The organism is Aquincola tertiaricarbonis (assembly GCF_023573145.1).
In the GTDB taxonomy this organism is placed as follows: Bacteria; Pseudomonadota; Gammaproteobacteria; order Burkholderiales; family Burkholderiaceae_C; genus Aquincola; species Aquincola tertiaricarbonis_B.
Map to the genome: position 1 here is coordinate 643,812 of NZ_CP097635.1, position 20,209 is coordinate 664,020.

Annotated in this window: 19 protein-coding genes; 4 read left to right on the forward strand and 15 right to left on the reverse strand. The window is 71.3% G+C overall.

The window, feature by feature from the left end; all coding sequences use genetic code 11:
* Positions 1-10 precede the first annotated feature (10 nt).
* From MW290_RS02940 to MW290_RS02960, 5 genes are read right to left on the reverse strand one after another with little or no spacing between them, the layout of a single operon-like run.
* Positions 11-727 carry an ABC transporter ATP-binding protein gene (locus MW290_RS02940; protein ID WP_250195828.1) on the reverse strand — a complete coding sequence of 239 codons (717 nt, stop codon included), beginning with the start codon at positions 725-727 and terminating at the stop codon, positions 11-13.
* Positions 708-1,448 carry an ABC transporter ATP-binding protein gene (locus MW290_RS02945; RefSeq protein WP_250195829.1) on the reverse strand — a complete coding sequence of 247 codons (741 nt, stop codon included), beginning with the start codon at positions 1,446-1,448 and terminating at the stop codon, positions 708-710. The genes MW290_RS02940 and MW290_RS02945 overlap by 20 nt, the downstream gene beginning before the upstream one ends.
* The gene (locus MW290_RS02950) at positions 1,445-2,485 is read right to left on the reverse strand and encodes a branched-chain amino acid ABC transporter permease (RefSeq protein ID WP_250195830.1); all 1,041 of its coding nucleotides are present in this window, start codon (positions 2,483-2,485) and stop codon (positions 1,445-1,447) included. Before MW290_RS02950 ends, MW290_RS02945 begins: the two co-directional genes overlap by 4 nt.
* Positions 2,486-2,495: 10 nt before the next feature.
* Positions 2,496-3,380 carry a branched-chain amino acid ABC transporter permease gene (locus MW290_RS02955; RefSeq protein WP_250195831.1) on the reverse strand — a complete coding sequence of 295 codons (885 nt, stop codon included), beginning with the start codon at positions 3,378-3,380 and terminating at the stop codon, positions 2,496-2,498.
* 33 nt (positions 3,381-3,413) lie between these two features.
* Complete coding sequence (locus MW290_RS02960; RefSeq protein ID WP_250195832.1) at positions 3,414-4,664, reverse strand: ABC transporter substrate-binding protein; 1,251 nt, start codon at positions 4,662-4,664, stop codon at positions 3,414-3,416.
* A 153-nt stretch (positions 4,665-4,817) separates the two neighbouring features.
* On the opposite strand from MW290_RS02960, the gene MW290_RS02965 reads away from it, so the two are divergent.
* Positions 4,818-5,987 (forward strand): epoxide hydrolase family protein, encoded by a 1,170-nt coding sequence (locus MW290_RS02965; protein WP_250195833.1) that lies wholly within the window; start codon positions 4,818-4,820, stop codon positions 5,985-5,987.
* 9 nt (positions 5,988-5,996) lie between these two features.
* Here the strand turns inward: MW290_RS02965 and MW290_RS02970 are convergent, their stop codons facing one another.
* From MW290_RS02970 to pdxR, 6 genes are all read right to left on the reverse strand, one after another.
* A complete protein-coding gene (locus tag MW290_RS02970; RefSeq protein ID WP_250195834.1) occupies positions 5,997-6,848 on the reverse strand; it encodes an IclR family transcriptional regulator in 852 nt (283 codons plus the stop codon).
* Positions 6,848-7,825, reverse strand: a complete 978-nt coding sequence (locus tag MW290_RS02975; RefSeq protein ID WP_250195835.1) for a Bug family tripartite tricarboxylate transporter substrate binding protein — start codon at positions 7,823-7,825, stop codon at positions 6,848-6,850. Before MW290_RS02975 ends, MW290_RS02970 begins: the two co-directional genes overlap by 1 nt.
* On the reverse strand, positions 7,822-8,640 hold the full coding sequence (locus MW290_RS02980; protein ID WP_250195836.1) for an SDR family NAD(P)-dependent oxidoreductase: 819 nt from the start codon (positions 8,638-8,640) through the stop codon (positions 7,822-7,824). Before MW290_RS02980 ends, MW290_RS02975 begins: the two co-directional genes overlap by 4 nt.
* A gap of 117 nt (positions 8,641-8,757) precedes the next feature.
* Positions 8,758-9,519, reverse strand: a complete 762-nt coding sequence (locus tag MW290_RS02985) for a GntR family transcriptional regulator (RefSeq protein WP_250195837.1) — start codon at positions 9,517-9,519, stop codon at positions 8,758-8,760.
* Positions 9,520-9,668: 149 nt separating this feature from the next.
* Positions 9,669-10,001 carry a FlxA-like family protein gene (locus MW290_RS02990; RefSeq protein WP_375142791.1) on the reverse strand — a complete coding sequence of 111 codons (333 nt, stop codon included), beginning with the start codon at positions 9,999-10,001 and terminating at the stop codon, positions 9,669-9,671.
* A 57-nt stretch (positions 10,002-10,058) separates the two neighbouring features.
* Complete coding sequence (gene pdxR, locus MW290_RS02995) at positions 10,059-11,609, reverse strand: MocR-like pyridoxine biosynthesis transcription factor PdxR (protein WP_250195839.1); 1,551 nt, start codon at positions 11,607-11,609, stop codon at positions 10,059-10,061.
* A 125-nt stretch (positions 11,610-11,734) separates the two neighbouring features.
* On the opposite strand from pdxR, the gene MW290_RS03000 reads away from it, so the two are divergent.
* Together MW290_RS03000 and MW290_RS03005 are read left to right on the forward strand one after the other, a co-directional pair.
* The gene (locus MW290_RS03000; protein ID WP_250195840.1) at positions 11,735-12,421 is read left to right on the forward strand and encodes a TetR/AcrR family transcriptional regulator; all 687 of its coding nucleotides are present in this window, start codon (positions 11,735-11,737) and stop codon (positions 12,419-12,421) included.
* Positions 12,422-12,563: 142 nt separating this feature from the next.
* A complete protein-coding gene (locus MW290_RS03005; RefSeq protein ID WP_250195841.1) occupies positions 12,564-14,549 on the forward strand; it encodes an amidohydrolase in 1,986 nt (661 codons plus the stop codon).
* Here the strand turns inward: MW290_RS03005 and MW290_RS03010 are convergent.
* From MW290_RS03010 to MW290_RS03025, 4 genes are all read right to left on the reverse strand, one after another.
* Positions 14,510-15,754, reverse strand: a complete 1,245-nt coding sequence (locus MW290_RS03010; RefSeq protein ID WP_250195842.1) for a hypothetical protein — start codon at positions 15,752-15,754, stop codon at positions 14,510-14,512. The two genes, MW290_RS03005 and MW290_RS03010, sit on opposite strands and share 40 nt — an antisense overlap.
* Positions 15,751-17,649 carry a bifunctional metallophosphatase/5'-nucleotidase gene (locus tag MW290_RS03015; RefSeq protein ID WP_250195843.1) on the reverse strand — a complete coding sequence of 633 codons (1,899 nt, stop codon included), beginning with the start codon at positions 17,647-17,649 and terminating at the stop codon, positions 15,751-15,753. Before MW290_RS03015 ends, MW290_RS03010 begins: the two co-directional genes overlap by 4 nt.
* Positions 17,649-18,239, reverse strand: coding sequence for a PEP-CTERM sorting domain-containing protein (locus tag MW290_RS03020; protein WP_250195844.1), 591 nt, complete (start codon positions 18,237-18,239; stop codon positions 17,649-17,651). The genes MW290_RS03015 and MW290_RS03020 overlap by 1 nt, the downstream gene beginning before the upstream one ends.
* 82 nt (positions 18,240-18,321) lie before the next feature.
* Positions 18,322-18,942, reverse strand: a complete 621-nt coding sequence (locus MW290_RS03025; RefSeq protein ID WP_250195845.1) for a TetR/AcrR family transcriptional regulator — start codon at positions 18,940-18,942, stop codon at positions 18,322-18,324.
* A 115-nt stretch (positions 18,943-19,057) separates the two neighbouring features.
* On the opposite strand from MW290_RS03025, the gene MW290_RS03030 reads away from it, so the two are divergent.
* Positions 19,058-20,209, forward strand: coding sequence for an efflux RND transporter periplasmic adaptor subunit (locus MW290_RS03030; RefSeq protein ID WP_445659479.1), 1,152 nt, complete (start codon positions 19,058-19,060; stop codon positions 20,207-20,209).

Consider the following 20,209-nt stretch of genomic DNA (forward strand, 5'->3'; position numbering starts at 1 on the left):
CTCCTGCCTTTCACAAGCCGAGGTAGCTGCTGCGCAGCCGTTCATTGCGCAGCAGTTCGCTGCCGGTGCCCGACATCTCGATGACGCCGTTCTCCATCACGTAGCCGCGGTCGGCCATCTGCAGCACCTTGAAGACGTTCTGCTCGATCACCAGCACCGAGATGCCCAGCGCCCGGATGCGGCCGATCGACTCGAACAGGCGGTCGGCCATGATGGGCGCCAGCCCCAGCGAGGGCTCGTCCAGCGCCAGCAGCTGCGGCTTGGCCATCAGCGCCCGGCCCACCGCCACCATCTGCTGCTGGCCGCCCGACAAGGTGCCGGCGCGCTGGCTGCGCCGCTCGGCCAGGATGGGGAAGATGTCGAACACCTCGGCCAGCGTCTGCTGGCGCAGCGCCCGGGCGCGGGCGTTGTGCGCGCCCACCATCAGGTTCTCCTGCACCGACATGTCGGTGAACAGCTGCTTTCCCTCGGGCGACTGCACGAAGCCCGCTTCCACGATGCGGTGCGGCGCCAGGCCCTGCAGCGCCACGCCGTCCAGCCGCGCCTGACCGCCGGTGGCCCGCACCAGGCCCGAGAGGCTGCGCAGCAGCGTGGTCTTGCCGGCGCCGTTGGCACCGATCAGCGCCACCATCTGGCCGCGGTCCACCGTGAGGTCGATGCCGCGCAGCACCGTCACGTCGCCATAGCCGGCCTGCAGGCCGGACACCTCAAGCAGCGGCGTTGACATAGTCGTCTCCGAAGTAGGCCTTGAGCACATGCGGCTCGCGCACCACGGCTTGCGGCTGGCCGTTGGCGATGAGCTGGCCGTGGTGCATCACGATGACCCGGTCGGACAGGCCCATGATCACCTTCATCACGTGCTCGATGATCAGCACCGTGACGCCGCGGTCGCGCACCCGCTTGACCAGGCCCACCATGGTTTGCGCCTCCTGCGGCGTGGCGCCGGCCACCACCTCGTCCATCAGCAGCAGCGTGGGCTTCGTCGAGAGCGCGCGGCCCAGCTCCACCTTGCGGCGGTCGAAGGCGGTCAGCAGCTCGGCATCGGTGTCGGCCAGCGCCTGCAGGCCCAGGAAGTCGATCAGCTCGTCGGCCATGCGCAGGCTGGCGGCGCGGTCGCGGGTCTTCTCCAGATGGCCCACCACCAGGTTCTCGCGCACCGTCATGCCGCCGAAGGGCCGCGACAGCTGGAAGGTGCGGGCGATGCCGGCGGCGCACACCGCCCAGGGCTTGGCGCCGGCGATGTCCCGGCCCTCGAACACGATGCGTCCTGCGTCGGTGCGCACGTAGCCGGCGATCATGTTGAAGGCGGTGGTCTTGCCCGCGCCGTTGGGGCCCAGCAGGCCCAGGATCTCGCCGCGGCGCAGGTCGAAGCTCAGGTCCTTGACGGCCTGCAGGCCGCCGTAGCGCTTGGAGATGGCCTCCACGGACAGCAGCACGTCGGTGCTCATCGCGGCGCCCCTCCCAGCAGACGGCGGGCCCAGCGCGACAGCGGCGCCAGCAGGCCCTTGGGCAGGTACAGCACCGCCAGAATGAGCACCAGGCCGTAGATCACCAGGTGCAGGCCCACCAGCTGGCCGCCCAGCTCGCTGCGCAGCACTTCCGACACCGGGGTAAGGAAGAAGGCGCCGATCACCGGCCCCAGCACCGTGCCCTGGCCGCCGATGATGCTCATCAGCGCCATGTCGATGGACAGCTCCACCCCCATGTTGCGCTCCGGATTGATGAAGCGGATGAACTGCGCGTAGAAGGTGCCGCCCAGCGCCGTCATGAAGGCGCTGAGCGCAAAGGCCGCCAGGTAGTAGCGCGTGGGGTTGATGCCCAGCGACTCGGCGGCGTCGCGGTCGCCGCGGATGGCCTTGAGGCACACGCCCAGCCGGCTGCGCTCCATCCAGGCGGTCAGGCCCATCACCAGCAGCAGCATCGCCAGCATGATGTAGTAGTAGGGCACCTTGCTTTCGAACTGCATGGCCGCCCAGCTGGTGCCCACCAGCGGCACCGTCAGCCCTTGCGATCCTTTGATGGCGATGCCGAACACCACGTCGGTGTTCTCGAACCAGATGCGGATGATCTCGGCCACCGCGATGGTGGTGAGCGCGAAGTACGGGCCCTTGAGCCGCATGGTGGGGTAGCCGATGGCCACCGCCAGCGCCGCGGCCGCCAGCGCGCCCACCAGCATGCCCAGCCAGGGCGACATGCCGGCATGCGTGAGCAGCGTGACCGAGATGTAGCCGCCGACGCCGCTGAACACCGAGTGGCCGAAGGACACCTGGCCCACGTAGCCGCACACCAGGTTCCAGGCGCTGGCCAGGTAGGCGAAGTACAGCACCATGATCACCGAGTGCAGCCAGTAGTCGTTGCGCACCAGCAGCGGCAGCAGCAGGGCCGCGGCCAGCACGGCGGCGCCGGCCACCATGGCCCGGGTGCCGCTGGTGCGCTGCGGCGCGGCCAGGGCCGGCGCGCCGGTTTGGAGGGTGGTGGTGTTCATGGGCCGGCCCTCAGCGCTTGCCCATGAGGCCCTGCGGCCGCACGAGCAGGATGACGATGAACAGCGCCAGCGAGAAAATGGACGCCGTGGGCGTGGTGACGAACTGCGCCGCGATCGACTCGAACACGCCGATCACCAGGCCGCCCACCAGCGAGCCGGCGATGCTGCCGATGCCGCCCAGCACCACCACGATGAAGGACTTGATGCCGAAGCTCAGGCCCACGCTGGGCGTGAGCGGGATGAAGGGCGCCAGCAGGCAGCCCATGGCGCCGACGATGGCGCAGCCCAGGCCGAAGGTGGTGTTGTAGACCTGGCCCACGTTGATGCCCGACATCGCGGCGCCGTCGCGGTTCTGCGCGGTGGCGCGGATGGCGCGCCCCATGTCGGTACGGGCCAGCCACAGCGACAGCGCGGCGGCGATGGCGATGGAGGACACGCAGCCGACCACGCGGAAGGTGTTGAGCGGATAGTCGCCCAGGCTCAGCGTCGTCTGCTCGATGTGCGAAGGCACCGAGCGCACGTTGGCGCCGAAGGCCATCAAGGCCAGGTTGTCGACCACGATGTAGACGCCCGCGGTGAGCAGCAGCGCACTGATCGGCTCGACCACCAGCGCCCGTTCGCGCCGGATCAGCGGCGCGATGATGGTGGCCTGCACCGCATAGCCCAGGCCGAACATCACCGGCACCGCCACCAGGGCCGAGGCATACGGGTCCCAGCCCAGCCAGTGGTGCAGCCAGAAGGCGATGTACATCGACAGCATCAGGAACGAGCCGTGGGCGAAGTTGACGATGCGCAGCACGCCGAAGATGAGGCTCAGGCCCAGCGCGATGCCGCCGTACATGGCGCCGATCAGCACGCCGTTGAGCGCCGAGTAGGTGAGGATGTAGCTGTCCAAGGGCTTCTCCGGGGCGGACTGCGTGGGGGGGCTTCAGCGCTTGGACCAGGCCGGCACCGGCCACACCGGGCGGGTGTCCTTGGCGCGGCTGTCGGCCGGCCACACCGTGCGGCGCTTGCCGCCGATGTTCTCGGAGATCACGCCGTGGGCATGGGTGTTCTGGCCCTGCTCATCGAACTGGATGCGCTGGTAGCCGGTGATCAGCGCCGGGCCCGAGGTGATGTCGGTGGCGGCCAGCGCATCGCGGATCTTGTCGCGGTCGGCACTCTTGGCGCGCTCGAGCGCATCGGCGATCACGTACACATTGGAGTAGCCCTGGGCCACGTAGGCGTTCAGGCCATGGCCCAGCGCGGCCTGGGTCTTCTTGTCCAGCTCCACGTAGGCCGGCTGCGGGTTCACTTCCAGGATGTCGATCTGGTAGTCCTCCTGCACGAAGTAGTAGGCCACCATCCGGGGGTCGACCGACTTGTAGAAGGACGGGTCTTCGGTGCCACCGCCGGCGGACCACAGGCCGTAGGGCAGCTCCAGCCGCTGCTCGGCCAGCTGCTTGGTCAGCAGCAATTGGTCGGGCGTGTAGAAGGCGACGATCAGCGCGTCGGGCCTGGCGCCGCGGATCTTCAGCAGCTGCGAGGTGAAGTCGGTCTGGTTGGGCGGTGCGGCTTCGTCGAACACCACCTCGTACTTCAGCTGTGCGCCCAGCTTCTTGATGTTGGACGCGAAGGAACGGCCCCAGTCGGAGCCTTCGTAGAACAGCGCGATGCGCGACGGGCCCTTGCCCGACTCCTTCTTCAGCAGCTCCAGGCCATCGACCACCTCGCGCGAATCGAACGAGGCCTTGTTGTTGGGGCGGAAGGTGTACTTGAAGTTGCGCTCGGTGATCTCGTCCTTCACCGCGCTGGCCACGATCCAGGGCGTCTTGTTGCGCTCGGCCACTTCGGTGGCCGGGAAGGTGACGGCGCTGTTGAAGGCGCCGCACATCACCGACACGTTCTCGCTCTTGATCAGCCGCTCGGTCTCGGACACGCCGACGTCGGCCTTGGACTGTGAGTCAGCGAACAGCACGTTCAGCCTGGCCCCACCCATGGACTTGATGCCGCCGGCCTGGTTGATCTGCTCGGCCGCGGCGGTGATGCCCACGCGCAGCTGGTTGCCCACCGAGGCCGAGCCGCCGGTCAGCGGCAGCAGGCAGCCGATCTTCACGGCCGTCTGCGCCTGCGCGGCGGCAGCCATCAACCCCATCGACAAGACGGCGGCCGCGGTGCGGCCCCAGGCGGTTCGTTGCATCGTCGTCTCCTTTGTTGTGGGCGTGTTCGAGCGAACGCCTTCAGTGTTCCGGCGCGCCCGGCCCACGCAAACCGCGAACGTGCAATCGGTTCACGATGTGATCAGCTGGAAAACACCAAGTGCGCGCGTGCCGCCAGCGGCCTGCAATGACGCATGAGCCTCACCCACGCATCACCCCGCCCCTTCCAGCTGCAGGTGCCGCAGGCCGACCTGGACGAGCTGCAGCAGCGCCTGGCCCGCACCCGCTGGCCCGATGAGCCGCCGGGCGAAGCGCCCTGGTCCAGCGGCACCGACATGACCTGGCTGCGATCGCTGGTGGCGCACTGGCAGCACGGCTTCGACTGGCGCGCGCAGGAGGCGCGGCTCAATGCCTGGCCGCAGTTCAAGTGCCCCGTGGGCGGCATCGACCTGCACTACCTGCACGCCCCCGGCGAGGGCCCGCGGCCGATGCCGCTGCTGCTGTTGCACGGCTGGCCGGGCTCGGTGTTCGAGTTCATGGACCTGCTGCCACGGCTCACCCAGCCCTCGCGCTTCGGCGGTGCTGCGGCCGATGCCTTCACCGTGGTGGCACCCAGCCTGCCGGGCTATGGCCTGTCGTTCACGCCCGGCCAGCGCCGCATCGGCATAGACGGCATGGCCGACCTGATGGCCACGCTGATGAGCGACGTGCTGGGCTACCCACGCTTTGGCGCGCAGGGCGGCGATTGGGGCGCCTCCGTCGCCGCGCGGCTGGGCTGGGCACATGCGCCGCTGCTGCACGGCATCCACCTCAACCTGATGCCGATTCCGCGTGAGCCAGCCCACGTGACCGGCGACAGCGACGAAGAGCGCCGCTACCTGGCCGAGCTGCGCCGCTGGCTGGCCGAAGAAACCGGCTACAGCCTGCAGCAGTCCACCCGGCCGCAGACGCTGGCCTATGCGATGACGGATTCGCCGGTGGGCCTGGCCGCCTGGATCAGCGAGAAGTTCCGCGCCTGGTCGGACTGCGGTGGCGATGTGGACAGCGTGTTCAGCCACGATGCGCTGCTGGCCGACATCTCGCTGTACTGGTTCACCGGGGCCATCGGTGCTTCGTTCTGGCCGTACTACGCGCGGCGGCGCGATGGCTGGCCCGTGCCCGAAGGCGCGACGGTGGACGTGCCCACCGGCTATGCCGAGTTCCCGGCCGAGATCGTGCGGCCGCCACGCAGCCTGGCGGCCCGAACCTTCACGCAGATCCAGCGCTGGCAGGTGATGCCGCGTGGCGGGCACTTTGCGGCGATGGAGCAGCCTCAGGCGCTGGCCGAGGAGATTCGCGCCTTCTTCCGCCCGCTGCGGGCCTGAAGCGCGCCGTCAATCGGGCCGGTCGGCGAAGGCCAGCTCCACCTCGATCTGCCGCAGTTCCTCGGCGATCAAGGTCACCAGCTCATGGTGGCGCTGCGGCGTGAGCTTCGCGGCGATGGAAGCCACGCTGATGGCCCCTATGCCGAGCCGCGCGATGCGAAAGGCCAGGCCCACACCGCCAATGCCCACCTCCAGGTTGTTCATCGTGAAGGCATGGGCCTGTCGACGCGCCTGCTCGGCCTCTTTCAATAAGCGCTCGGCGTCCAGCCCCATCTCGGCATAACGCGCGGCATGGCGGCGGTGCAGGGCCAACAGCTCCTCACGCCCCAGCAGGCCCAGGATGGCGATGCCGCCGGTGCCGGTGCCCAGCAGCCGCCGCTGGCCGATCACGGTGGACAGGATGCGGATGGGGCTGGGCCCGTCTTCCCGGTGCGCGCAGTGCACATGGTCGCCTTCGCGCATCATCAGGAACACGGTGTCGCCGGTGCGGCGCGCCAGCCGCTTCATCGCCGGACCGAAGCGCTGCAGCAGCGGCATCGGCTGCGTGAGCGTGGAAGCCAGCAGCAAGGCGGCCGGGCCCAGGCGGTACAGCCGGTGCTCGTCACGGTCGACGAACTGCTGCTCCACCAGGCAGCTAAGCATGCGGTAGGCGGTGCCGCGGTCGATGCCCGACAGCAGCACCAGCTGCGACAGGCGGATGCCCGCATCACCCTGGGCGGCCACCAGCTGCAGCAGCTCGAAGGCGCGGCGCACCGACTGCGTGCCTTGCACCGCGGCCGAAGTGCCGGACGCCACCGGCGGCGTGGCGCCCATGCCGGCCCGGGTCACGGCCGCGAAGTCGAAAGAAGCGGCGGCGCCCATCACGGCTCCAGGCGGATCTGTGCGTCCTGGATCACCTTGCCCCACAGGCCGGCCTGCTGCCTGACCAGCGCCGCGAATTCCTCCGGCGAAGAAGGCGCGGGCTCCACGCCCAGCTCGGCCAGCCGGCGTTGCACCGCTTCGGTGGACAAGGCCTGCAGCAGCGCCTGGTTGAGCCGCGCGATCACCGGCCTGGGCGTGCCGGCCGGCGCGATCAGCCCCTGCCAGGAGAAGGCGACGAAGTCGGGCACACCGGCTTCCGCGAAGGTGGGCACGTCCGGAAAGGCCGCCAGCCGCTGGGGGTAGGAGACGGCCAGCGCCCGCAGCTTGCCGCTCTTCACATAGGCCTGGGACGAGGCGGTGTCCACCAGCATGAACTGGATCTGCCCGCCCATCAGGTCCTGCAGGCCGGGCGCCGCGCCACGGTAGGGCACATGTGTGAACTTGACGCCGGTGCGCTGCTGCAGCTGCTCCATGGCCACATGGTTGGGGCCGCCGGTGCCGGGCGTGCCGTAGCTGAGCTTGCCAGGCTCCTTGCGGGCCAGGTCCAGCAGCTCCTTCAGGTTTTTCGCCGGCACCGCAGGGTGCACGAGCAGCGCATACGGAAAGCGCGCGAAGCCGCCGACGAACTCGAAGTCGCGCTCAGGGTTGTAGGGCAGCTTGGCATACAGGTGCTGGTTGAGCGCCAGCGTGGCGTTGTCGGCCGAGCCCACGGTCAGCCCGTCGGGCCGGGCGCGGGCCACCTCCTGCGCGCCCAACATGGTGTTGGCGCCGGGCTTGTTGTCCACCACGATGGTCTGCCCCAGCTGCTGCGCCATGGGCGCGGCCAGCGTGCGGGCGATGACGTCGGTGCCGCCACCGGCGGCATACGGCACCACCCAGCGCATGGGCGCCGTGGAGGGGCCGTCGGCCGCGCGGGCCAGCGCGGGCGCGGCGGCCAGGGCCATCGCGGCCAGGGTCTGCAGGACGAGGTGTTTCATGCCGGGGTCTCCTGGTGGTTGTCGTGGTGCAAGCCGGGCCGCACGCCGCCGAAGGTGCTCCAGGAGCCGGCCACCAGCCAGCCAGCATCCACCGGCAGGTTGATGCCCGTCACCATCTGGGCCTCGTCGGACAGCAGGAACACGATGGCCGCGGCGATGTGCTCGGGCCGTATCAGCACGCCCAGCGCGCTGTTGGCCTTGAGCTTCTCGGGGTCGCGCAGGCCCTTGTCGATCTGGCTTTGCAGCGCCGCCGTCACGGTGTAGCCGGGCGAGACGGTGTTGACCCGCACGCCGCTGCGACCCCATTCGGCCGCCAGGCTTTCACCCAGGCTGATGACGCCGGCCTTGGCCGGCGAGTAGGCATGCAGCGGCATCGAGCGCATGCCCGCCACCGAGGCGATGTTGACGATGGCGCCGCCGCCGCGGCGGGCCATCGCGCTGCCGAACTCGGCGCAGCAGGCATAGGTGCCTTCCAGGTCCACGGCCACCACCTGGCGCCATTGCGCGTGCGTCAGCGCATCGGGCGGCAGCGGGTCCTGCACGATGCCGGCGCAGTTGACCAGGCGGTCCACCTGCAGGCCTTCGGCTTCCAGCTGCCGGCGCACAGCGGCCACGGCCTCGCGGTCGGTCACGTCCAGCGTCACGCCGCGCAGGCCCAGGCGCGCGGCGGTGTCGGCGGTGCGGCCGGCATGCAGGTCGGCCACCACCACGGTGGCGCCGAGCGCCCGCAGCCGCTCGGCACAGGCCAGGCCGATGCCGCTGGCACCGCCGGTGACCAGGGCCACATGGCCTGCGAAGGAGGAGGAAGACGACATGGCAGTGGCGCAGTGGAGGTGGCAGGGCGCAGCCACATGCAGCGCCGGACGCGGGAGCGTCGGCGTCTGCAGCGGCCGCGGGGGTCGGGAACGGGAACGGGGCAGCGGGGCGCGGCCTCAGCCGGGGCCGCTGGGCACCGCCGCCAGCGGCGGCGCGGCGCGGGCGCTGGCCACGATGCGGGGCCAGTGCTGGCGGATGACCTGGGCGGCTTCGTGGATGTGCTCGCGCATCAGCGTCTCGGCGCGCATGCCCTGGCCCTGGCGCATCGCGTCGAGCATGCGCACATGGGCGTCGTGCGAGCGCCGCACGATGTCCCGGTCGCCCCACAGCACCATGCGGTCGGACGCGATCGGCATGTCATTGGCGCGGCGCACGAAGCCATCCAGCTGCCGGTTGCCGCTGGCGGCCAGGATGGCGTTGTGGAAGTCCACGTTCATCCGGCTGTAGGCGGCATGGTCCTGCGCCGCCAGCCTCGGGCCGGCGGTCACGCGTTCACCCAGGTCGATGCAGGCCTGCATGCGCTCGGCCAGTGCCGCCGGCAGCCCGCGTTCGGCCGCCCGCCGGCAGGCCAGGCCTTCCAGGCAGCCACGCACCTCGTAGGCTTCCAGCACCTCGTCCAGCGAGAACTCGCGCACCCAGTAGCCGCGGTGGCTGGCGTACAGCACCAGCCCCTGCTCCACCAGCGCCTTCAGCGCGGCGGTGACGGGCGTGCGCGAGGTGTTCATCGCCTCTGACAGCGCCACCTCGGTCAGCCGCTGCCCGGGGCGGTAGACGCCGCTGAGGATGTCGTCGCGCAGCCGGGCCGTCACCGTGCCCAGCCGCGTGGCGGCGGCCAGCGGCAGGTCTTGCGGGCACGGAGACGATGAGCGAGGCGCCATTGCATGCAATCCGTTGTGTGCCGCGATGATCGGCCCGCCGGGCGCCCGAGGCGCACGGGGCAAACCCGAGCCGGCGTTCACCATGTGAACATTCGGTCAGGCAGGATGCATGCAATGAGGCGCCCAGCCGGGCGCCGCGCGGCGGGCGGTCAGGCCGTCAGGTCGACCAGGCTGCGCGAAGGGCGGGCCTGGCGGCTGCTGTCCTGGCTGGTCTGGCCCTGCGCAGCAGCCTGCGCCTTCTCGCGCTGGGCAGCCTGCTGGGCCAGCTGGGCGGCGCGCTGCAATGCCTCGATCTGGTTCTGCACCGCCTGGATCTGCGCCTGCAGCAGCTTGGTCCGCGCCATCTTGGACTTGGCGTCCTGGTCGGAGGCGACCACCTCGCTCAGCTCCTTGTTCAGCGCGGTCAGTTGCTTGCGCAGGGCCGCGATCTGGCTGCTGTTGCCGTTGGAGGCGCCGGAAGCGGTGGAGGGGGCGGTGGACACGCGCATGACGCTTCATCGGCCGCGGCAGGCCCCAACTTGAGCGCCTGGCCGGCCCGGTCAGCCCGCCGCCTGGCGCAGCACCGGGGCGATGGCGCGCACCAGCGCCGCGATCTCGCCTTCACGCACGCCGGCGTACGACAACACCAGGCCCGCCCGGCGGCTGCCCACGGCATAGGCCGAGAGCGGGATCACCGTCACGCCGCGGCGGGCACAGGCCGCGGCCAGCGCGCGGTCGTCGCTGCCCGGCGGCAGTGCAAAGCACAGGTGCACGCCGCGGGCACCGCCCGTCAGGCACAGCGCGCTGTCGGGCCGCGACAGCGCGGGCACGTCCGCGTGCAGCGCCTGCAGCAGCGCCTCGCGCCGACGGCCGAAGGCCTCGCGCAGCCGATGCACATGGCCGGCGTAATGGCCTTCGTCGATGAAGCGCGCCATCACCGCCTGCAGCAGCTGGTCGCCGTCGCGATCGAAGTCGTGCGTGGCAGCGGCGAAAACGCCCGCCAGCGACTGCGGCACCACCATGAAGGCCAGCCGGATGCCCGGGAACATCGTCTTGCTGAAGCTGCCCAGGTAGATCACGTGTTCGCCCGCGCCCGACTCCGCATCCAGGCCCTGCAGCGAAGGCAGCGGCGCACCGGCGTAGCGGAAGGGGCTGTCGTAGTCGTCCTCCAGCAGCAGCATGCCGGCGGCGCGCGCGCAGGCCAGCCAGTGCAGGCGGCGCGCCAACGGCATGGCGGCCCCGGTCGGAAACTGGTGTGAAGGCGTCAGGTAGGCCAGCCGCGCGCTGGACGCGGCGGCCGTGGGCACCGGCGCGCCGCCGTCGTCCACGTCCACCGGGCGCAGCCGCAGGCCCTGCTGCTCCAGCGCGCGGCGCGCGCCCCAGTAGCAGGGGTTCTCGACGATCACCTCGTCGCGCGGGTCGCACAGCAGGCGGCCGATCAACGACACCGATTGCGCGGTGCTGTCGGTCAGGATCACCTGCTCGGGCTCGCAGCGCACGCCGCGGGTGGCGCGCACATGGCGCGCCAGCGCCTGGCGCAGCGCGGGAGAACCCCCTGGCTCGCCGGGCAGCAGCAGGTCGGCGCTGGGCCGGCGCAGCGCCTGGATCTGCAACTGGTTCCACACCGCCTGCGGAAACAGCTCACCGGTGAAGCCGCCCGGGCAGAACGGGCGCTCGACCCAGAACTCATGGATCGGATCGCCCCGGTAGTCGCGGCCGCGGCGGGACAAGCGCGGGCGGGCGCCCGCAGCTTCGGGGCGAAGGGGCGGCGCACCATCCGCGGGCCGCTCCTGCACCACCGGGCGCACATAGGTGCCCGAGCCATGGCCGGCAACGACGAAGCCTTCGGCCTCCAGCTGGGCGTACACCGCCACCAGCGTGTTGCGTGCCACGCCCAGCTGCTCGGCCAGGGCGCGTGTGGCCGGCAGCCGCTGGCCGGGCAGCAGCACGCGCGACATCACCGCTTCCCGCAGGCCCTGGGCCAGCTGCAGGCGCAGCGGCTGGCCGGGCCGCTGCAGGCGCTGGCCACGCAGCCATTCGGCCAGGCTGTCGGTGGCCGGTAGCGTGGCGGCCGGCCGCAGCCGCAGCTCTGGCGCGCTGGCTTCAGACATGGCAAGGCATGCCGAGGTGAACGAGGAGGATCAGCATCGAGGGAACCACATTGAATCCGAACTTTAGTTCGGTTGCTAGCAAAGGCCAGGCCGGGAAACCCCGATGCGGCCGCTAACATTCCTGCATGCCCTCACCCGCCGCCCCCAAGCCCCGCGCCCCCGCGCGCAAGCCGGTGGCCGCCAAGCGCAGCAGCAAACCGCTGCTGATGCGGCGCCGGCCCTCGCAGGAACGGGCGCACGGCACCCTCGAGGCGGTGCTGAAGGCGGCCGAGCAGGAGATTGCGCAAGGCGGCCTCGACCGCCTGACCACCAAGCGCATCGCCGCCACGGCGGGCCTGTCGGTGGGTGCGGTGTACGAGTACTTCCCGAACAAGGAAGCCGTCATCGGCGAGCTGATCCAGCGCTGGCTGGTGCGCGTGTTCGATGAGCTGGACGCCGTGCACCCGCGCCACGGCGCCGGCCTGGACCTGCTGAGCTTCGTGCTGGAACAGATGCAGCGCGCCGTGCGCCTGTACCAGGACCAGCCCGGCCTGGGGGCGCTGCTGGGCATGCTGACGGCGATGCCGGCCCTGCGCGCGGTGCTGGACGACCACGACGAGCGCATGACGGCGTCGGTTTGCAGCGCGCTGGCCTTCTACGTGCCCCGTGCCGAAGCGGCTGAACTGCGCGCCACCGCGGTGAGCATCCGCGTCATCGCGCACGAGATGATCGCCGCGGCCGTGGTGTACCGCCCGGCCGACCAGCAGCGGCTGCTGACGCACCTGCGGGTGTGCCTGATCGCGCTGGTATCTCGGCTGCTGGCCCCCGCCTGAAGTCGACAGGCTGAATTCCGATCCGGGGTTCGGCTTTTGCCGGGCTTCACGGTGGACCAGCCCGTCGGCGCAAAGTGGCCCATCTGCGGCGCTGCGGCCCTTCCTACGATGGGGCGGCCCATCCACCAAGAGGAAGTGCCCCATGCCCCTGCTCTCCCGACTCGCGACCCCGGCTGTGCTGGCGGCCGTGCTCGCCACCCTGGCCGGCTGCAACGACGGCGGCACCAGCCCCGCCGACGTGGTGCTGCGCGGTGGCAAGGTCGTCACCATGGACGACCAGCGCACCGTGGCCCAGGCCGTGGCCGTCAAGGACGGTCGCATCGCCTTCGTCGGCAGCGATGCCGACGTGACGACGCACATCGGCCGCAAGACACGGGTGATCGAGCTGGAGGGGCGCATGCTGATGCCCGGCTTCATCGATGCCCACCTGCACAGCATCGCCGGTGGCCGCGCGCTGCTGGTATGCGACCTGCAATACCAGCCGCTGACACGCCCGCAGCTGGTCGAGAAGCTGCAGGCCTGCCTGGACGCCAGCCAGGACCGCGGCCCGGACGCCTGGCTGGAGGCAGTGAACTGGGACCGCCAGGCCACGGCCAACCTCGATGCCGACCCCACCGCGCAGACGCTGACCGCGCTGGCCACGACGCGGCCGGTGGTGGTGACCTCGAGCGACTTCCACTCCACGCTGGCCAACGTGCGGGCGCTGCAATTGGCCGGCATCACCGCGGCCACGCCCGACCCGGCGGGCGGCAGCTTCCTGCGCGATGCCCAGGGCAACCCCACCGGCATCGGCATCGACGGCGGCGGCTTCCAGATCAAGGCGGCGATTCCGCCCGACACGCAGGAAGACGTGCTGAAGCAAGCCCGCGCCGCGCTGCAGGCCATCCGCGCGCAGGGCATCACCAGCTTCATGGACGCGGCCGCCGGCGAGAACACGCTGCGCACCTACCAGACGCTGCAGCAGGCCGGTGAGCTGACGGCGCGCGTGAACCTGGCACTGAGCATCCAGTCGGCCGACGACATTGCGGCGCTGCGGGCGGTGGCCGATGCCGGCGACAAGGGCGACGCGGTGGCCCAGCCTGGCGTGCGCGCCCGCATCCTCAAGCTGTTCATGGACGGCGTGGTGAACGCGCCGGCCGACAACGGCGCGCTGCTGCAGCCCTACTTCCAGAACGCGGGCACGCCGCAGGCGCCGGTGCTGATCCCCAGCACCAACTACGGCGCGCTGTACTTCGAGCAGGCCCGGCTGCAGGACATCATGGTCAAGGCCATCGACAACGGCTTCGACATCCACATGCATGCCACCGGTGACCGCGGCGTGCGCACGGTGCTCAATGCGCTGCAGACGGCCCGCCAGCAGCGGCCGCAGGCCGACTTCCGGCCCGCCATCGCCCATGCCGAGACGGTGGCGGTGAGCGACTACGCCCGCTTCGCCACCGAAGACGTGATGGCGACGATGTCGTTCCAGTGGGGTGTGCGCGCCTCGTTCTCGGTGGGGCTGACGGAGCAGCACCTGGGCCCGGACCGCTTTGCGCGCATGGAGCCTTCGGGCAGCCTGCGCCGGGCGGGCGCACGCATCGTGCACGGCAGCGACTGGCCGATCGACGCCTTCGACACCTTCCTGGCGCTGAAGGCGGGCGTGACGCGCTCGGGCGATCCGCAGAACCCGCGCAGCCCGGCCAGCCAGTCGCCCGACTACGTGGGCCGCATCAACGACGACCCGGCGCTGTCACGCGATGACGTGCTGGCCGCCATCACCCGCCATGCGGCCTACCAGCTGCGGCTGGACCAGCAGGTGGGCACGCTGGAGAAGGGCAAGCTGGCCGACCTGATCATCCTGGAGCAGGACTTCCTGGCCGTGCCCGACGAGGAGCTGGCCCGCAACCGCGCGCTGCTGACGATGGTGGGCGGGCAGACGGTGTACGCCACCGGGCCTTATGAGTCGCAGATGAGCGCCGCCACCGCCACCCGCACCGCCGATGCACGGGCGATGATCCTCAGCCCCAAGGGCTCGGCCGGCATGCTGGTGCACCAGGTGGGCAAGCGGGTGCACGTGTGCACGCCGGGCGACGGGCACCTGCCTTTCGGTCAGCGTGCGGCCTTGCGCAGCACGGGCAGCGCCGGCTGATCGGCGGTGGGCTGGCCTTCGCCCGCCAGCACCTGCAACACACGCGGCAGCGCCTGCTCGTACAACTCGTCGGGCGTGCGCCGCGGGCCGGGCGGCGCGGTGGGCAGCAGGGCCGGCGCCTGCTCACCCAGCAGCGCACGCAACGCCGGCAGCGGCAGCAGCCGGTCAGGCGCTGCGGCATCGCCCGGCAGCGTGAGGCCCAGAAGGCGGCCGGCCATGTCGAACACCGCGCCGCCCGGCTGCTCGGCCGGCAGTCCGATGCCCAGCGCCTGCACCGCTTCGCCCATCGGCCGGCCGAGGAAGCCCAGGTGCAGCACCGGCCAGGCCGGCTGCGGCCCAGCCGCCTGCAGATGGCCGACCACCACGGCCGGGCTGCCGGCAAAACCGGCGGCCGAGGAGCTGGCCAATGGCGCCGCTTCGGGCAGCGCATCGGCCAGGCGTACCCACACCACCGTCTGACCCTTGCCCGGCCAGGCCTGCACCGGCGCGGCCGTGCGGCTGCGGCCCAGGCCATCACGCACCCACAGCGGCTGGCCGGCCGTGGGCGCAGGCCCCGCCAGTACCAGCAGCGCCTGCTGGCCGCCCGCCAGCAGCAGCCCGCTGCCCACGGGCCGCGCGCCTGCCGGCAGCACCGCGCCGGTGGCCACCGGCCCTAGGGCGCCCGGCGGTGGCAGCGCTTGCGGCTGGCCGGCCTGCAGCGTGGCCAGCGCCTGCCGGGTGCCCAGCAGCACCGCATCGTCGGGCAGGCGCTGCAGGCCGAGGCCCAGCTGCGCGTCGGCAAACGCCGGCTGGCCGCCCACGGCCGCCAGCCATGCATACAGCGCACGGGCCTGCGGCACGTCGGCATGGGCGCCGGCGGCATGGGCCGCAAAGGCCAGGGCCTGCCGGTAGGCGCCGCGCTGCATCATCTGCTGCACCATCAGCAGCTCGGTGTCGGCGGCATGCTGCAGCGCGGCCGCGCGGTCCAGCGGTGCCTGGGCGGCCTCGGCATCACCGGCCTGCAGCGCTTGGCGCGCCTGTGCCAGCAGCTGCTGGCGGCCCGCCTCCTGGTCGGGTGGCAGCGGGCCGCGCGGGCCCAGCACCGGTTGAGCAAAGCGCGGCAGCTCGGCCGGCGCCAGCGGCTGGGCCGGTGCCAGGCCGGCGGCCCCGCACAGCAGCGCCGCCGCCGCGGCGGCGCGCAGCCTGGCTCGCAGGCGCCGCGTCAAGGCACCCGCACGATGCGCGGCTTGCGCAGCGCGGCCGACGTCGGGTCGTAGGCCGCGGCCGGCGACTTGTAGCCGGCCAGGTAGGCCACCAGCGCGTCGATGTCCTGCGCCCCGCCCTGCGTCTGGGCACCGCCCGTCAACACGCTGAAGCCGTCACCCCCGGTGGCCAGGAAGTTGTTCACCGTCACGCGGTAGCTGCGGTTGGGGTTCTGAACCACGCCGCCGATGACGATCTGCTCCGTCGGGCCGGTGGCCACCGGCGGCACGGCCTGCAGGTCGGTGGGCGTGAAGCTCAGGTCCGTCACCTTGGCGCAGGTGGGGCCGCTGGCGCTCCAGCGGTACTGCACGCCGTTGGACACCTGCAGGACGCGCGTGCCCGTCTGGCCGTTGCAGCCGGCGAACTGCTGCTCCAGCAGGTCCTTCAGCTGCTGGGCGGTCAGCGTCATCGTCACCAGGCTGTTGCCGAAGGGCTGCACGGTGAAGGCATCGCCATAGGTCAGGTCGTACGGATAGCTGCCCGCGGCGTTGACGAAGCCGGGGTTGCGCACGCCGCCCGGGTTCATGAAGGCCATCACCGCGCCGCCCAGCCCGGCAGGCTGGGTCGCCTGCAGCTGCGCATCGGCGATCAGGTCGCCGGCCGGCATCTCGCCGGCGGCATCGGCCGCATTGGCCAGCGGTGCCGTGATGCGGCCCACCACCTGGCCGGCCAAGGGCGACACCGCATTCTTGTAGGCCAGCACCACGTTCTTCACCTCCGGGTTGGCGGCGATCGCGGCGGTCACTTCGGCGTCGGTGCGGTCGATCAGGCGGTTGCGCGGGCTCACGTCCACCACGTCGCGGGTCACCGGGTCGATCTTCAGGTCCACCTCGGTCAGCACGCGGCCGAAGGCGCTGGCGCTGGTCACCGGCACCTTGCGGCCGGCCTTGTTGGGCAGGCCGGCCTCGCGGGCCACGCTGCCGTTGTCCAGCGTGTTGCGCGAGCAGTTGTAGGCCGCATGGGTGTGGCCGCTGATCACCAGATCGACCGCGTTGTCCAGCTGCTTGACGATGCCGGCGATGTCGCTGCCGGCCAGGTCGCCGACGCAGCCGTTGATGTCGCTGTTGCCCGCACCCTGGAAGCCGCCCTGGTGCACCAGCACCACGATGGCCTCGATGCCCTGCGCCCGCAGGCGCGGCACCAGTTCGTTCACGGTCTGCGCCTCGTCGCGGAAGCTGAGGCCGGCGACGCCGGTCGGCGTGACGATGCCGGGCGTGCCCTTGAGCGTCATGCCGATGAAGGCCACCTTCACCTTGCCGAAGGTCTTGATGCCATAAGCCGGCAGCAGCGTCTTGCCGGTGGCCGTTTCCACCACGTTGGCCGACAGCCAGCGGAACCTGGCACCGTCGAAGCTGCCGGGCGCGGCCGAGCCGTAGCCGCGGCAGCTGTTGGCATCGGGCGCGCCGTTGGTGAGCTTGCAGCCGCCGTTCTGCAGCCGGCGCAGCTCGTCCTTGCCCTTGTCGAATTCGTGGTTGCCCACGGCCGAGAACTCCACGCCGATCTTGTTCAGCGTCTCGACCGCCGGCTCGTCGAAGAACAGCGACGAGATCAGCGGCGTGGCGCCGATGAAGTCGCCTGCGCCCACCACCACGGTGTTGGGATTGGCCGCGCGCATGCGGGCCACGTAGGCCGCCAGATAGTCGGCGCCACCCACGGCCGGGCGCTGGGCCGAAGGCACCGAGGTGTTGGCGCCGAAGGTACCTGGCGACTCCAGGTTGCCGTGGTAGTCGTTGAAACCGACGATCTTGATGCTGACCGGCGCCTGGGCGGGCACCGGCGTCACGGCGCAGGCGGACAGGGCCAGGCCGGCCAGGCCGGCAGCGGCCACCGCACGGGCCATCAGGGTCAGGCGGCTCATCATGCACCCCCTTCGCAGCGGCGGCGCAGGGCCAGGCCCAGCAGCGGCAGGCCGGCCAGCAGCAGCGCCAGGTTGCCGGGCTCGGGCACCGCGCTCACCTGCAGCTGCAGGCCACCCACGGTGGCCTCCAGGGCCACGCCGCCCAGCACGGCCGACTGCAGCAGCCGGCCACTCAGCGTGTACGAGCCCGCCTGCAGCGTGAACACGCCGCGGCTGTAGCGGCCATCGGCCAGCGCCGCTTCAAAGTCCACGCCGAGGCTGTCGCCTGCCGTGGCCGGCACTGCGCTGGTGAAACCCAGCGGCTGCCCGCCCAACGAGAGGGCGAAGGTGTCACCGGCGAAGCCGCCGTCCACCACGGTGAGGCGGCCGACGAAGCCGACCGGCACGCTGAACTCGAAGGTCTGGGCCAGGCCGGTGTCGGTGTCGATCCAGCCCAGGCCACCGTCGCGGGCGGTCAGGGCATCGACATAGAACTCGGCCCACTGGCCGTCAGCGGCCAGCGAGGCGGCCTGGACGGGCAGCTGCAGCAAGGGCAGGCAGGCGGCCAGCGCGATGGCGCAGGCGGCCCGGCGAGGTTGCAGAGTGGTCAAGACGGTCCTCCTGGTGCGTGCTTGGATGCACGCTGGCTGCCACGATGGCCCAGGCGTTTGACACCGCCATGACACCGGCACTTCAGACCGGGGGAGCCGACGCGCGGTAGCCGCCCAGGAACACGCGCACGGCGCGACCGGCCATCTCGCCCAGCTGCTTGCGCGTGAGCCGCGGCGGATGCTGCAGATACTGGCGCAACTCCACCTCGGCCCGCACCAGGCCCAGCAACTGCAGCGTGAGGATGGGGGCCGGGCCCGGCTGCAGATCGCCGCGGTCCATCGCGGCCTGCAAGGCGGCGCAGACCGCCTCGATGCAGCGCCGCGGCCCGCGCTGCATGAACACCTCGCCCACGTTGCTGCGCCCGGACTCACCGACGATCATGCGCTGCAGCGCCTGCGCTTCCTCCTTCACGATCAGCGACAGCAGCTTCTCGGCGAAGCGGATCAACCCGGCCTCCAGCCCGACGTGCGGCAGCGCGTCCAGCTCGGCGACCGCCTCGGCCAGATGGGTTTCGCCGGTGGCCTCGGTCACGGCGGCGAACAGCTCCTCCTTGGAGGGAAAGTAGCCATACAGCGTGGCCTTGGAGCCGCCGACGCGCTGCGCCAGCTCGCTCATCGTGGCGCGTTCGTAGCCCATCTCGAGGAATAGCCGGGTGGCCTCCCGGACGATGGCTTCGCGGCGGGCTTCGGTGCGGACTTTCATCACGATGTCTCCTGCGTAAAGTGTACCGCATGGTTCACTTTCATTTGACGTGGGCGTCGCTCCAAATCTAAACTGAACCGTACCGTTTTACATCGGAAGGTTCTCCATGCTCCGCTTGCGCCCCGTTGCCGCAGCCACCTCCACCTTGCTGGCCCTGACGGCCGCCGCGCTGCTGTCCGCCTGCGGCGAGCCGCCGGGCGGCCCGCCGCCGCAGGCCACCGGCACGCCGCAGGTCAGCGTGATGACGCTGCAGCCCCAGCGCCTGGCGCTGACCACCGAACTGCCGGGCCGGGTGGCTGCCGCGGTGAGCGCCGAGGTGCGGCCGCAGGTGTCGGGGGTGATCCAGAAGCGCCTGTTCACCGAAGGCGGCAGCGTGCGGGCGGGCGACTTGCTCTACCAGATCGACCCTGCCACCTACCAGGCGGCCGTCGCCAGCGCCGAGGCCACGCTGGCCCGCGCCGAAGCCACGCTGACCAGCGCCCAGCTGAAGGCCGAGCGCCAGCGCGAGCTGGCACAGATCCAGGCCGTGAGTCGCCAGGATTTGGAGGATGCCGAGGCTGCGCTCAAGCAAGCCAGGGCGGATGTGGCTTCGGCCCAGGCCGCCTTGCAGACGCAACGGATCAACCTGGCCTACACCCGCGTCACCGCGCCGGTGGCCGGGCGCATCGGGCGTTCCGCCGTCACGCCGGGCGCGCTGGTCACGGCCAACCAGAGCGGCGTGCTGGCCACCATCCAGCAGCTCGACCCCATCTACGTGGACGTGACCCAGTCCAGCAGCGCGCTGCTGGCACTGCGGCGCTCGCTGGGCGCCGGCACGGTCAAGGGCGGCGCCGCCAAGGTCAAGGTGGTGCTGGAAGACGGCAGCACCTATGCCGAGCCGGGCACGCTGGAGTTCGCCGAAACCAGCGTCGACGCCAACACGGGCACGGTCACGCTGCGCGTGCGGGTGCCCAACCCGCGCGGCGAGCTGCTGCCCGGCATGTACGCCCGTGCGGTGGTGGAGCAAGGCGTGGTGGACGACGCGCTGCTGGTGCCGCAGCAGGCGGTGGCGCGCGACGGCAGCGGCCAGGCGCTGGTCTCGCTGGTGGGCGCCGACGGCAAGCTGACGCGCCAGCCGGTGACGGCCGAACGCGCCCTGGGCGACCGCTGGCTGTTGACCGCCGGCGTCAAGGCCGGCGACCGGGTGGCCGTGGAAGGCCAGCAGAAGGTCACGCCGGGTGCTGAGGTGCAGGCCGTGGCCGCCACCGCGTCCACCGCGCAGCGCTGA

Excerpts from the sequence above, each read along its gene's own strand:
- MW290_RS02940 (WP_250195828.1), bottom strand. The coding sequence starts at position 727 with ATGTCAACGCCGCTGCTTGAGGTGTCCGGCCTGCAGGCCGGCTATGGC.
- MW290_RS02945 (WP_250195829.1), bottom strand. The coding sequence starts at position 1,448 with ATGAGCACCGACGTGCTGCTGTCCGTGGAGGCCATCTCCAAGCGCTAC.
- MW290_RS02950 (WP_250195830.1), bottom strand. The coding sequence starts at position 2,485 with ATGAACACCACCACCCTCCAAACCGGCGCGCCGGCCCTGGCCGCGCCG.
- MW290_RS02960 (WP_250195832.1), bottom strand. The coding sequence starts at position 4,664 with ATGCAACGAACCGCCTGGGGCCGCACCGCGGCCGCCGTCTTGTCGATG.
- MW290_RS02965 (WP_250195833.1), top strand. The coding sequence starts at position 4,818 with ATGAGCCTCACCCACGCATCACCCCGCCCCTTCCAGCTGCAGGTGCCG.
- MW290_RS02970 (WP_250195834.1), bottom strand. The coding sequence starts at position 6,848 with ATGGGCGCCGCCGCTTCTTTCGACTTCGCGGCCGTGACCCGGGCCGGC.
- MW290_RS02975 (WP_250195835.1), bottom strand. The coding sequence starts at position 7,825 with ATGAAACACCTCGTCCTGCAGACCCTGGCCGCGATGGCCCTGGCCGCC.
- MW290_RS02980 (WP_250195836.1), bottom strand. The coding sequence starts at position 8,640 with ATGTCGTCTTCCTCCTCCTTCGCAGGCCATGTGGCCCTGGTCACCGGC.
- MW290_RS02985 (WP_250195837.1), bottom strand. The coding sequence starts at position 9,519 with ATGGCGCCTCGCTCATCGTCTCCGTGCCCGCAAGACCTGCCGCTGGCC.
- pdxR (WP_250195839.1), bottom strand. The coding sequence starts at position 11,609 with ATGTCTGAAGCCAGCGCGCCAGAGCTGCGGCTGCGGCCGGCCGCCACG.
- MW290_RS03000 (WP_250195840.1), top strand. The coding sequence starts at position 11,735 with ATGCCCTCACCCGCCGCCCCCAAGCCCCGCGCCCCCGCGCGCAAGCCG.
- MW290_RS03005 (WP_250195841.1), top strand. The coding sequence starts at position 12,564 with ATGCCCCTGCTCTCCCGACTCGCGACCCCGGCTGTGCTGGCGGCCGTG.
- MW290_RS03015 (WP_250195843.1), bottom strand. The coding sequence starts at position 17,649 with ATGAGCCGCCTGACCCTGATGGCCCGTGCGGTGGCCGCTGCCGGCCTG.
- MW290_RS03025 (WP_250195845.1), bottom strand. The coding sequence starts at position 18,942 with ATGAAAGTCCGCACCGAAGCCCGCCGCGAAGCCATCGTCCGGGAGGCC.